This window comes from Aromatoleum petrolei (genome assembly GCF_017894385.1).
GTDB lineage: Bacteria > Pseudomonadota > Gammaproteobacteria > Burkholderiales > Rhodocyclaceae > Aromatoleum > Aromatoleum petrolei.
The window spans coordinates 1,026,076-1,038,597 of record NZ_CP059560.1; the positions used below are offsets into that span (position 1 = coordinate 1,026,076).

Annotated in this window: 8 protein-coding genes; 5 read left to right on the top strand and 3 right to left on the bottom strand. The window is 67.4% G+C overall.

Annotation, left to right across the window (positions count from 1 at the left end; all coding sequences use genetic code 11):
- Nucleotides 1-55: 55 nt before the first annotated feature.
- From ligA to smc, 3 genes are all read right to left on the bottom strand, one after another.
- Nucleotides 56-2,089: an NAD-dependent DNA ligase LigA gene (gene ligA, locus ToN1_RS04610; protein WP_169206675.1), complete on the bottom strand. Its 2,034-nt coding sequence runs from the start codon at nucleotides 2,087-2,089 to the stop codon at nucleotides 56-58.
- Nucleotides 2,089-3,195: a cell division protein ZipA gene (locus ToN1_RS04615; protein WP_169206676.1), complete on the bottom strand. Its 1,107-nt coding sequence runs from the start codon at nucleotides 3,193-3,195 to the stop codon at nucleotides 2,089-2,091. Before ToN1_RS04615 ends, ligA begins: the two co-directional genes overlap by 1 nt.
- A gap of 114 nt (nucleotides 3,196-3,309) precedes the next feature.
- Nucleotides 3,310-6,837, bottom strand: a complete 3,528-nt coding sequence (gene smc, locus ToN1_RS04620) for a chromosome segregation protein SMC (RefSeq protein ID WP_169206730.1) — start codon at nucleotides 6,835-6,837, stop codon at nucleotides 3,310-3,312.
- A gap of 154 nt (nucleotides 6,838-6,991) precedes the next feature.
- Between smc and dapC the strand changes: the two genes are divergently transcribed.
- The 5 genes from dapC (at nucleotide 6,992) to prmB (ending at nucleotide 12,469) form a co-directional block, all read left to right on the top strand.
- Nucleotides 6,992-8,185 (top strand): succinyldiaminopimelate transaminase, encoded by a 1,194-nt coding sequence (gene dapC / locus ToN1_RS04625; RefSeq protein WP_169206677.1) that lies wholly within the window; start codon nucleotides 6,992-6,994, stop codon nucleotides 8,183-8,185.
- 20 nt (nucleotides 8,186-8,205) lie between these two features.
- Nucleotides 8,206-9,027 carry a 2,3,4,5-tetrahydropyridine-2,6-dicarboxylate N-succinyltransferase gene (dapD, locus tag ToN1_RS04630; protein ID WP_169206678.1) on the top strand — a complete coding sequence of 274 codons (822 nt, stop codon included), beginning with the start codon at nucleotides 8,206-8,208 and terminating at the stop codon, nucleotides 9,025-9,027.
- An 85-nt stretch (nucleotides 9,028-9,112) separates the two neighbouring features.
- Complete coding sequence (locus tag ToN1_RS04635) at nucleotides 9,113-10,300, top strand: PilT/PilU family type 4a pilus ATPase (protein WP_169206679.1); 1,188 nt, start codon at nucleotides 9,113-9,115, stop codon at nucleotides 10,298-10,300.
- A 55-nt stretch (nucleotides 10,301-10,355) separates the two neighbouring features.
- The gene (dapE, locus tag ToN1_RS04640; RefSeq protein ID WP_169206680.1) at nucleotides 10,356-11,501 is read left to right on the top strand and encodes a succinyl-diaminopimelate desuccinylase; all 1,146 of its coding nucleotides are present in this window, start codon (nucleotides 10,356-10,358) and stop codon (nucleotides 11,499-11,501) included.
- A gap of 11 nt (nucleotides 11,502-11,512) precedes the next feature.
- Nucleotides 11,513-12,469 (top strand): 50S ribosomal protein L3 N(5)-glutamine methyltransferase, encoded by a 957-nt coding sequence (prmB, locus tag ToN1_RS04645; RefSeq protein WP_169206681.1) that lies wholly within the window; start codon nucleotides 11,513-11,515, stop codon nucleotides 12,467-12,469.
- Nucleotides 12,470-12,522: the final 53 nt, after the last annotated feature.

Consider the following 12,522-nt stretch of genomic DNA (forward strand, 5'->3'; position numbering starts at 1 on the left):
ACTCTCCCTCGTTTCGTCTTTTGCTTCAGCCCGGCGTCTGGTCCGTGCCATATCTTCAACCTTGTTCCAGCAGGTGGCGCAATCCGTCCTCGTCGAGGATCGCCACGCCCAGCTCTTCCGCCTTCGCGAGCTTGGATCCGGCTTCCGCTCCCGCGACCACGTAATCCGTCTTCTTCGACACCGAGCCGCTGACCTTGCCGCCGTGCGCCTCGATCAGGGCCTTGGCCTCGTCGCGGCTCATTGTCGGCAGCGTGCCGGTCAGCACGAACACCTTGCCGCTCGCGCTGCCCGCGACCGGAGCCGCAGGCTCGCCCTCTTCCCACTTCACGCCCGCCGCACGCAACTGCTCGATCACCTCGCGGTTGTGCGCCTCGGAGAAGAAGCCCACGATGCTCTGCGCAACCACCGGCCCCACATCGGGCACCGCCAGCAGGCTCTCCGGCGTCGCATCCATCAGCGCGTCGAGCGAGCCGAAATGCCGCGCCAGATCCTTCGCCGTCGCCTCGCCGACATTGCGGATGCCGAGCGCGAAGATGAAGCGCGCCAGCGTCGTGTGCCGGCTCTTCTCGATCGCCGCAAGCAGGTTGGCCGCCGACTTCTCGGCCATGCGCTGCAGGTTCGCCAATGCCAGCACGCCCAGCTTGTAGAGGTCGGCCGGCGTCTTGACGATGCCCGCCTCGACAAGCTGGTCGACCAGCTTGTCGCCCAGCCCCTCGATGTCCATCGCGCGCCGCCCGGCGAAATGCAGCAGGGCCTGCTTGCGCTGCGCGGGACAGAACAACCCGCCCGTGCAGCGTGCCACCACCTCGTCCTCGGCCTTCTCGACGTGCGACGCGCACACCGGGCAGCGCGTCGGCATCACGAAAGGCCGTTCGCTGCCGGTACGCCGTTCGACCACCGACCCGACGACCTCCGGTATAACGTCGCCGGCCCGCCGTACGATGACGTGATCGCCGATCAGCACGCCCTTGCGCAGGATTTCCCCTTCATTGTGCAAGGTCGCATTGGTCACCGTGACGCCACCGACGAACACCGGCTTGAGCCGCGCGACCGGCGTCAGCGCGCCGGTGCGGCCGACCTGCACCTCGATGTCGAGGAGCTCGGTGATCTCTTCCTGCGCCGGGTACTTGTGCGCCACCGCCCAGCGCGGCTCGCGCGTGACGAAACCAAGCTCGCGCTGCAGTTCGAAGCGGTTGACCTTGTACACGACCCCGTCGATGTCGTACGGCAGGCTGTCACGCAGGGCCGCGATGCGGTCGTGGAATCCGCACAGTCCCTCGACGCCTGCGGCGACAACGCGGTGCTCGCACACTGGCAGGCCGAACGCCGCGAAGGCATCGAGCAGCTGCGCCTGCGTGGGCGGCAGCGGCCAGTCGCCCGTCTCGCCCAGCCCATAAGCGTAGAAGGACAAGGGGCGCTTCGCGGCGATGCGCGGGTCGAGCTGACGCACGGCGCCTGCCGCGGTATTGCGCGGATTGATGAACAGCTTGTCGCCGGCCTGTTCCTGACGCGCATTCAACCGTTCGAAATCGTCGCGGCGCATGTAGATCTCGCCGCGCACCTCCAGCAGCGCGGGCGGCTTGCCCGACAGGCGCAGGGGAATCTGGCGGATCGTGCGCACGTTGTGCGTCACGTCCTCGCCGGTCTCGCCGTCGCCGCGCGTCGCTGCACGCACCAGCACGCCCTGTTCGTAGCGCAGGCTGATCGCCAGCCCGTCGAACTTCAGTTCGCCGAGGTACTCCACCGGCGCGTCGGCAGGACCGAGTCCCAGCGCGTTGCGCACACGGGTGTCGAAGGCGATCACGCCGCCGTTCGTGGTATCGGTTTCGGTGCGGATCGACAGCATCGGCACCGCATGCCGCACAGGTGCGAGTTCGGGCATCGGCGCACCGCCGACCCGCTGTGTCGGCGAATCGGGCGTGGCCAGCTCGGGAAACTCGCGCTCAAGCGCTTCGAGTTCGCGGAACAGGCGATCGTATTCCGCGTCCGGAACGGTCGGCGTGTCGAGGACGTAGTACGCGTAATTGTGGCCTTCGAGTTCGCGCCGCAACTGCGCGGCGCGCTCGAACGTCTGGGCCGAAGCGATCATCAGACCGAGAACAGGCGCTGCGCCAGCGGGCCGCCGGCCGGCACGTCCCCGCTCGCCATCTGTGCCTGGAAATGCTGGATCTGGCCGCGAATCAGCGTCGCCGCCTCGGCACCGAACGGGGCACGATTGTCGTCCACCACGGTCCCCTGCAAGGCGTCGGCCATCTGCATGGCCTGGCGCATCATGCGCTCGAACGCGAACACGCCGTTCGGCACGCGCGGGACGTCGATCACCAGCGTGAGGCCGTTGGTGGCAAGGTCGCGCATCTCTTCGACTGCAAACAGTGCCGGCTCCATGTTGCTCAGCGTGTACAGGGTATTGCCCTCCTCGTCACGCGCATGGAAGGAGCCGTCCGGACCCAGCGTCATGCCGTGCGACTCCGCCAGCGCCCGGATCTTGGTGCCGACGAAGGGCTGCCCGTTGCTCACCACGTTGATGCCGATCTGCACATCCACATTGGCGCAGAACTTGTCCAGCTCGGCTGCATTGCGCAGCGCCTCGCCACGCGCCGGCAGGTCGGCCGGCACTGCCAGGAACTGTTCGGCCACGCGCTGCATGCCGCCGGAGAAATGCAGGAAATCGTTCTCGCTGATCGGCCCGCTGCGGTCGACCGTCTGCATCGCCGCGCAGAACCAGTGGAAGGCTCCCGCCGTATGCGCGTCGAGCGATCGCCACAGATTGGCCGCATCATCGAAGGCGAACCAGCGCACGGGCTTGGAGATGCCCATCAGCTGCTCGCCCTGTGCGGCCCACAAGCGCGGCGCTTCCAAGGGCTCGATCGCCTCGATGCGGATCACGCAGTCGATGCGCTGATCGACCGCATCCGGAACGCCCGGCGTCACCTTGCGCACACCGGAATCGCGCACGGCCGCGGCCGCACGGCGGGCTTCCGGTTCCGCCTCGCCCATCGAGGGCTCCAGGCGCTCGGCAGGAACCTCGTCCGCGGAGCCGCCCCCGGGCTCCAGCAGCACGTCGCGATGATCCGACCGGAAGGCCTGCTCGGCCTCGCGCCGATGCTTGCGTTCCTGCCACTTGTTGTACGCGACGATTCCGACGACCGAAGCCACCCCCAGCGCCGCCAACCCGATCTGCAATTCGTTATCCATCTTCCTTCCCGTTGTCGGTCCCGCCGCTGCGCGCGCCGAACCTCGCAATTCCCTGGGCTTCGCAGTTAAACCTTGCCGCCGCGTCCCCGTTGCGGGCCGCGGCGGTGCTCATCTTCAGGCCGCTGCCGGCTCCGCCAGGCGCAGCGCCTCTTCCATATCCACTTCCACCACGCGCGAGACGCCCTGTTCCTGCATCGTCACGCCCACGAGCTGCTGCGCGATCTCCATCGTGATCTTGCTGTGGCTGATGAAGACGAACTGCGTCTGCGATGACATGCGCTTCACCATCTGGCAGTAACGCTCGGTATTCGTATCGTCCAGCGGCGCATCCACCTCGTCAAGCATGCAGAAGGGCGCGGGATTCAACTGGAACATCGAGAACACCAGCGCGATCGCCGTCAGCGCCTTCTCGCCACCCGACAACAGGTGGATGGAGCTGTTTTTCTTCCCGGGCGGCTGGGCGACGATCTGGATGCCCGCATCGAGGATTTCGTCGCCCGTCAGCACCAGCCGCGCCTGCCCACCGCCGAAGAGCTGCGGGAACAGCGTGCCGAAATGCTGCGTCACGGTATTGTAGGTGTCCTGCAGCTGTTCGCGCGTCTCGCGGTCGATGCGCCGGATCGCGTCCTCCAGCGTACCGATCGCCTGCATCAGATCATCGAACTGCACGTCGAGATAACCCTTGCGCTCCTGCGCGCTGCGCAGCTCGTCCAGTGCCGCGAGGTTCACCTGACCCAGCTCCGCGATCTCGCGCGCAAGCCGTCCGACTTCCCGCACCAGCGAACCCTCGCGCAGATCCGGCACGAGCAGCGGCTGCAGCGCCGCCTCGTCGGCCTGGGCCTCCACGAGCCGCTCGTCGAACTGCGCCGCCGCGAGCTCCGCCGCCTGAACGGCGAGGCGCAGTTCGGCCACCCGTCCGCGCGCCGGCGCCGCCTCCTGCTCGGTGCGCAGGCGCAGCTCCTCGGTCTGCTTCAACCGCATCGCCGCCATCTCCAGCGCATCGCGGCGTGCCGCCAGCGCCGCCTCGCGCCGCGCCCGCAATTCGAGCGCCTCCTGCAGCGCATCGCGGCTGCGGCCGCTGTCGGTCGCCTCGAGCTCGTGCCGGCGCGCCTCGACCTCCACCGCGATCCGTCCGAGCTGCTCGCCGGCCAGTTGCAGGTTGCGCGCGATATCCTCGAGCTTGCCCGCGCACTCGCGCTCGGAGAAGCGCGCCTCCTGCAGTTCGCGTGCAAGCGCCTGCTCGAGGGAGCGTGTTTCGCGCAGCACGTTGTCGCGCTCGGTCAGCACCTCCAGCGCACCATCGAGGCGCTCGCGCTGCAACTCGGCCAACTCCTCTGCGCGTGCCTGCTCCATCTCCGCCCGGGCAAGATGCTCGCGCTCGGTCGATTCGAGATGGACGATGTCATCAAGGTCGCGCGCAAGCTGCGCACGGCGCTCCTCGGCGCGCTGCCGTGCCTGCGTGAGCTTGAGGAGCTCGACCTGCTCGGAGTGCACCTGCTGCTGCGCGGCCTGCAGCTCGCGTCGCAAGGCGTTGCCGCGTTCCTGCAGCTCGGCGGCGACACCCTCTGCCGCAATCAACGCGTCGTGGGCAACATGGGCCTCTGTCTCGAGCGCCAACTGCTGCTCCGCCAGGCCGTCGATCTCGCGCTGGCGCTCCATCACGCCGTGGGTGCGGCTGTCCGGCGCGTAATGGACCAGCGCATGCCGCGTGAGGATCTGGCCGCCCGGCCCGACGAGGCACTGGTCGGCGGCGAGTTCTCCGCGCCGCTCGACCCAGGGGTCCAGAGCGTCGGTCGCCAGGCAGCCGCGCAGCCAGTCGGCGACGATCGGCCGAAGCCCCTCGGCGACGAAGGAAATCCTGTCGATCAGCGCGAAGGTTCCGGGTAGTGGCGCCCCCGCCGCAGCCGGCTCCACCCCGTCGCCGAAGGCCAGCGCGAAGGATCCCGGCGGCGCATCATCGAACATCGCGCGCGCGGCTTCGGTGACGTCACCGGTCAGCGCAGCCAGCCGCTCGCGCAGCACCGCCTCGACCGCCATCTCCCAGCCCGGCTCGACCCTCAGGTCTCGCCACAGCGGCGGCAGCTCGGTCAGCTTGTGGCGCTTCAACCAGTCGCCGAGCTGCCCCTGCGACTGCACCTTGGCCTGCAGCTGCACCAGCGCATCGCGCCGTGCCCGCAGTTCGGTGAGGCGCCGCTGCACCTGCCGCTCATGCTCGAGTGCGGTCTTCAGCGCGGCCTGCGCCTCAGGCTGCCGCATCTGCACGGCGCCGAGCTCTTCCTGCTGGCGTTCCAGTTCCTCGCGCAGGGCTTCGAGACGCGCCTCCTGCTGCGCGACGACGGCCTCGTCCGGCCCTTCGATGCCGCCCGATTCGCCCGCGAGGCGCCCGCGGCGCTGGTTCAGCGCATCGAGCGCCCGCACGGCGCTCGCGCGCTTGGCCTCCTCGACGCGCAACTGCTGCTCGGTCTGCGCAAGTTCGCGCCGCGCCGCCGCGACGGTCGTGTCGGCAGCCTGGCGCGCGGCCTCCGCCTCGGGCAGGCGCTCGGCGATCTCGGCGTGACGCGCCTCGGCCTGCTCGGCACGCATCGCCGCGTTGTCGATCAGTCCGGTCCAGCGCTCGCGCTCTGCGCCCAGCCCCGCCTGGCGCTCCTGCCAGTGCGCCTCGTCGGTCGCGAGCTGGGCGAGGCGGGCCTCGAGCCGCTTGCGCGCATCGTCGAGGTGGCGCAGTTCAGCCTCCAGCCGCGTCACCTCCGCCGACACGGCAAAGAGGTCCGACTGAGCCGCATGGGTGGCTTCCGACGCGTCGAAGTGCCCCGCGCGAGCCTCTTCGACGGCGTTCTCGAGTTCCTGCAGACGGGAGCTGTCCGCCTCCATCTTCGACGACAACTGGTTGAGCTCGCCTTCGACTCGCGCCTGCTCGGCGCGCGCCTCGTTGCGTTTGAGCAGCCACAGCAGTTGCTGGCGCTGCGTGTGCGCGGCGCTCAGGTCGCGATAACGCACGGCGATTTCCGCCTGCACTTCCAGGTGGCCGATACGCTCGCCCAGCTCCATGCGAATATCATCAAGGCGGGCGAGGTTGTCGCGCGCGTCCGACAAACGTCCTTCGGTCTCGCGACGACGCTCACGGTATTTCGTGACCCCCGCTGCCTCCTCGAGGAAGCCGCGCACCTCCTCGGGACGCGCCTCGATGATGCGCGAGATCATGCCCTGCTCGATGATCGCGTACGCGCGCGGACCGAGGCCGGTGCCGAGGAAGAGGTCGATGACGTCCTTGCGCCGCACCTGGACGTTGTTGAGGAAGTAGGTCGACTCACCGCTGCGGTCGAGCACGCGCTTGACGGAGATTTCCGCGTAGCGCGACCACTGCCCTGCCGCGCGGCCCTCGGCGTTGTCGAACACCAACTCGACGCTCGCGCGCGATACCGGTTTGCGCGTTGTCGAGCCGTTGAAGATCACGTCCTGCATCGACTCGCCGCGCAGCGCGCTCGCGCGCGTCTCACCCAGCACCCAGCGCACGGCATCGATGATGTTCGACTTGCCGCAGCCGTTCGGACCCACCACACCGACGAGATTGCCGGGGGTGAGCACCGTGGTGGGATCGACAAAAGTCTTGAAGCCGGCGAGTTTGAGCTTGGAGAGACGCACTTCGGAACGGAGCCGGATCGAATCGGGACAGGAGTTGTGGCGGGAACGGGCCGGCCGGGGCCGGCGAAAGCGCGTCATGATACCATCGCGCGCTCGATGCCCTTGCGTTCAAGCACAGGCGCATGCCCTCCGAAACAAGCCGAAACAGTCCGCCGTGAATCCGAACCTCGACCGCCTCCAGCCCTATCCCTTCGAAAAACTGCGTGCGCTGATGGACGGCGTCGTTCCCCCGGCCGACCTGAAGCTGATCCGCCTGTCGATCGGCGAACCGCAGCACCCGACCCCGCCCTTCATCATGCAGGCGCTCACCGACAACCTGCAGGGGCTCGCGAACTACCCCGCGACGATAGGCGGAGACCCGTTGCGCGTGGCGATCGCCGGCTGGCTGGAACGCCGCTTCGGCCTCCCCAGGGTCGATCCGGCGACCCAGGTGCTGCCGGTCAACGGCTCGCGCGAGGCGCTGTTCGCCTTTGCCCAGGCGGTGATCGACGGCAGCCGCCCCGGCGCCAAGGTGCTGAGCCCGAACCCGTTCTACCAGATCTACGAAGGCGCGGCCCTGCTCGCCGGAGCCGAACCGGTGTTCCTCAACAACCTGCCCGAAAACGGCTTCGGCTCGGATTTCGACGGCATTCCCGATGCCGTGTGGCGCGACATCCAGCTCGTGTTCGTGTGCTCGCCGGGCAATCCGACCGGACGCATGCTGTCGCAGGCGGAGTGGGCGCGTCTCTTCGAGTTGTCGGACCGCTACGGTTTCGTGATCGCGGCCGACGAGTGCTATTCGGAGATCTACTTCGACGACGTCGCCCCCCCTGTCGGCGCGATGCAGGCCGCACACGCGCTCGGCCGCACCGACTTCCGCAACCTCGTCATGTTCTCCAGCCTGTCCAAGCGCTCCAACGTGCCGGGCATGCGCTCGGGCTTCGTCGCGGGTGATGCGAAGGTGCTGAAAGGCTTCCTGCGCTACCGTACCTACCACGGCTGCGCCATGAGCCTCCCGATCCAGGCCGCCTCAATCGCCGCCTGGAACGACGAGGCGCACGTGGTCGAGAATCGCCGCCTTTACCGCGACAAATTCGACCGTGCGATGCCCATCATCGCCAGGCACCTCAAGGTGCAGAAACCCGACGCCGGATTCTACCTGTGGGCGCAGACGCCCATCCCCGACACCGAGTTCGCCCGCCGACTACAGGCTGCATATAATGTGACGGTTCTGCCGGGCAGCTTCCTCGCCCGGGAATCGAACGGCGTCAATCCGGGCGCCGGGTTCGTGCGCATCGCCCTCGTGGCCGACACGGCCGAATGTGTCGAGGCTGCGGAGCGCATCGCCGCCTTCTGCCAAACCCTTTGAAATACAAACGGAAATCCCCCATGCAAGACCTGCAAAAAATCATCGACGACGCCTTCGAGAACCGCGCCAGCCTCTCGCCCTCCTCTGCTCCCGCGATCGTGCGCGACGCCGTTGCCACCGTCATCGACGGACTGGACAGCGGCAAGCTGCGCGTTGCCGAGAAGATCGACGGCAACTGGACCGTCAACCAATGGATCAAGAAGGCCGTCCTGATCTCCTTCCGCCTGCGCGACAACGAGGTGCAGTCGGCCGGCGCGCTGAATTTCTTCGACAAGGTTCCGACCAAGTTCGGCGACTACACGCCCGAGCAGTTCCGCGAAGGCGGCTTCCGCGTCGTACCGCCCGCCGTCGCGCGCAAGGGCAGCTTCATCGGCAAGAACGTCGTGCTGATGCCGTCCTACGTGAACATCGGCGCCTACGTCGATGAAGGCACGATGGTCGACACTTGGGCCACCGTCGGCTCCTGCGCCCAGATCGGCAAGAACGTGCACCTGTCGGGCGGCGTCGGCATCGGCGGCGTGCTCGAGCCCGTGCAGGCCGGCCCCGTCATCATCGAGGACAACGTCTTCGTCGGTGCCCGCTCGGAAGTGGTCGAAGGCGTGATCATCGAGGAAAACGCCGTGCTGTCGATGGGCGTCTACATCGGCCAGAGCACCAAGATCTACGACCGCCAGACCGGCGAGGTCACCTACGGCCGCGTCCCGTCGGGCGCCGTCGTCGTGCCGGGCAGCCTGCCCTCGGCCGACGGCAAGTACAGCCTGTACTGCGCCGTGATCGTCAAGCGCGTCGACGCCCAGACCCGCGCCAAGACCGGCATCAACGAACTGCTGCGCGGCGCCTGATCGCCCTGATCCCGCTTTCCGGGGCGGCCGTGCGAGGCCGCCCCGACACCGAAGTCCGCCCAACCATGCCTAGGAGAATCTCCGGATGATCTTCGACAAGCTGTTCCAACTGATGGCGGAAAAGCTCGCTTCGGACATCTTCATCTCGGCCGGCGCCCCGATCCACATCAAGATCCAGGGCATCACGATGCCGATCAACCAGCAGGTCATGGACCCCTCCATGATCAAGCGGATGATCTACGAGATGATGACCCCGGAGCAGATCGAGACCTTCGAGCGCGAGAAGGAGCTGAACCTGTCCTTCGGGCGGCGCGATTTCGGCAATTTCCGGGTTAACGTGTTCTGGCAGCGCCACAGCATCGGCATCGTGGTGCGCTACATCCAGGGCGAGATCCCCTCGCTGGAATCCTTGGGCCTGCCGCCCGTGCTGTCCGAAGTGGTCACCGAGAAACGCGGCCTGATCCTCGTCGTGGGCGCGACCGGCTCCGGCAAATCGACGACGCTCGCGTCGATGATCGACCACCGCAACCGCAACCGCTCCGGCCACATCCTCACGGTCGAAGACCCGATCGAATACCTGTTCAAGCACCGCAAATCGGTCGTCAACCAGCGCGAGGTCGGTATCGACACCCTGAGCTGGCACGAGGCCTTGCGCAACGCGATGCGCCAGGCACCGGACTGCATCCTGATCGGGGAAATCCGCGACCGCGAGACCATGCAGGCCGCCTTGTCCTACTCGCAGACCGGCCACCTGTGTCTCGCCACGCTGCACGCCAACAACGCCTACCACGCGTTGAACCGCATCGTGAACTTCTTCCCGCTGGAGAACCGTTCCCTGCTGTACCTCGACCTTGCGGTCGCGCTCAAGTGCATCATCTCCCAGCGCCTCGTGCGCAAACCGGACGGCATGCGCATTCCGGCAGTCGAGATCCTCATGAACACGCGCCATGTCGCCGAACTGGTGGAGCGCGGCGAGCTGAACGAGGTCAAGGAAGCGATGCAGCAGAGCCTCGCGCCGGGGTCGCAGACCTTCGAGCAGGACCTGCACCGGCTCTACCGCGACGGCATCATCAGCTTCGAGGAGGCGCTCGCGAACGCCGATTCACCGACCAACCTCGCGTGGCTCATCAACAACGCGCAGATCAACGCCGCGCCCAGCGCGGAAGGTGCCGAAGCCCCGCCTTCCGTCGATTTCGAACCCCAGAACAAGAATGCCGACGGTACGTCGTTCAGCGAATTTGCGCTGCATCTCGATGACGGCCCGCCACGCTGAGCGCACAAGGCGCCCCCAACCCTGAACCCGGGGCGGCCTCTGCCGCCCGATGGCCATGACCAATCCTTCCCCGAACGCAACGTTCGCGCTCACCTGCGAACTCATATCCCGCCCGTCCGTGACCCCCGACGACAGCGGCTGCCTGGACCTCATCGCCGCGCGCCTCGCCCCGCTCGGTTTCCGTTGCGAGCGCATCGACACCGGCGGCGTGTCCAACCTGTGGACGCGCCGCGGCGACACCGGCCCGGTGCTGTGCTTCGCGGGGCACACCGACGTCGTCCCGACCGGCCCGCTCGAGTCCTGGACTTCACACCCCTTCCAGCCGACCGTGCGTGACGGCCATCTCTACGGCCGCGGCGCTGCCGACATGAAGACCTCTCTGGCAGGTTTCGTCACCGCCATCGAACGCTTCGTCGCGACCAACCCGGATCACCGGGGCTCGATCACCCTGCTGCTCACCTCGGACGAGGAAGGCATCGCCACCCACGGCACCGTCAAGGTCGTCGAAGCACTCGCGGCCCGCGGCGAGACCCTCGACTACTGCATCGTGGGCGAGCCGACCTCCGTGAAGACGCTCGGCGACATGATCAAGAACGGTCGTCGCGGCTCGCTCTCGGGCACCCTGCGCGTCAAGGGCGTGCAGGGCCACGTCGCCTACCCGCAGCTCGCGCGCAATCCGATCCACGAATTCGCACCGGCGCTCGCCGAGCTCGCCGCGATGCGCTGGGACGAGGGCAACGAGTTCTTCCCCCCGACGACCTGGCAGGTGTCCAACATCCATGCCGGGACCGGCGCCAACAACGTGATTCCGGGCGAGTGCGAAGTGCTGTTCAACTTCCGCTTCGCATCCGTCAGCACCGCCGACGAACTCAAGCAGCGCACCCACGCCGTCCTCGACCGCCACGGCCTCGACTACACGCTGGACTGGCACCTCTCGGGCAGGCCCTTCATCACCGGCCGCGGCAAGCTCGTCGAGGCCATCGGCGGCGCGATCCGCGAAACCGTGGGTGTCGAGACCGAATTGTCGACCAGCGGCGGCACCTCGGACGGACGCTTCATCGCCGACATCTGCAAGGAAGTCGTGGAGTTCGGCCCCGTCAATGCCACCATCCACAAGCTGGACGAACGCGTCGCCGTCGACGCGATCGAACCGCTTTCCCTGATCTACGAACGCACCCTGCGCACCCTCCTCGTGCGCTGACGAGACCGAGCATGACCGAACACTGCGAACACTGTGACAATGGCGAAGAACACGAGCACGTACACGAGAGCGGCCCGCTCGCCGAACTCGTGACCCTGCGCGACTGGCTGCGCTACGCGGTCACGCGCTTCAACCGCGCCGGCCTGTTCTTCGGCCACGGCTGCACCGACGCCTACGATGAGGCGGTGTGGCTGCTGCTGCACACCCTGTCGCTACCGCTCGACCGACTCGAGCCCTTCCTCGACGCCTGCATCACCGCCGAGGAGCGCGAAGCCCTGTTTACGATCATCGAACGTCGCGCCGAAGAGCGGGTTCCGGCCGCCTACCTGACGGGCGAGGCGTGGCTGGGCGATTTCCGCTTCCACGTCGACGAGCGCGTGATCGTGCCCCGCTCGTTCTTCGCCGAGATGCTGGAAAACGGCTTCGCGCCCTGGGTGGAGGATGCCGAGCAGGTCACCAGCGCGCTCGACCTGTGCACCGGATCAGGCTGCCTGGCGATCCTCATGGCGCACACCTTCCCGAATGCCGAGGTGGTCGGCGCCGACCTGTCCGACGACGCCCTCGAGGTTGCCCACCTCAACGTCGCCGAATACGGCCTCGAGGAACAGGTCGAGCTGGTGAAGAGCGACGTGTTCGACGGGCTTTCGGGACGCCGTTTCGACCTCATCATCAGCAATCCGCCCTACGTCACCGCCGATTCGATGGACACGCTGCCGCCCGAATACCTGCACGAACCGCGCATGGCACTGGCGGCGGGCGAGGACGGGCTCGACGTGGTGCGCCGCATCCTTGCCGAAGGCCGCACTCACCTCAATCCGGGTGGCGTGCTCGCCGTCGAAGTGGGGCATAATCGTCATATCGTGGAAGCGGTATTCCCGGACCTGCCCTTCGTGTGGCTGTCGTCCCAAGGCGGTGACGACATGGTCTTCCTGCTGCGGGCGGAGGAACTGCCCGAAGCCCAGGACTGACGCCGCGCGCTACTCGAACCGCCGTTACGAATCGTTCCGAATGCGGAGGTGGC

Coding starts and splice junctions, on each gene's coding strand:
- ligA (WP_169206675.1), bottom strand. CDS start 2,089: ATGATCGCTTCGGCCCAGACGTTCGAGCGCGCCGCGCAGTTGCGGCGC.
- ToN1_RS04615 (WP_169206676.1), bottom strand. CDS start 3,195: ATGGATAACGAATTGCAGATCGGGTTGGCGGCGCTGGGGGTGGCTTCG.
- dapD (WP_169206678.1), top strand. CDS start 8,206: ATGCAAGACCTGCAAAAAATCATCGACGACGCCTTCGAGAACCGCGCC.
- ToN1_RS04635 (WP_169206679.1), top strand. CDS start 9,113: ATGATCTTCGACAAGCTGTTCCAACTGATGGCGGAAAAGCTCGCTTCG.
- dapE (WP_169206680.1), top strand. CDS start 10,356: ATGACCAATCCTTCCCCGAACGCAACGTTCGCGCTCACCTGCGAACTC.
- prmB (WP_169206681.1), top strand. CDS start 11,513: ATGACCGAACACTGCGAACACTGTGACAATGGCGAAGAACACGAGCAC.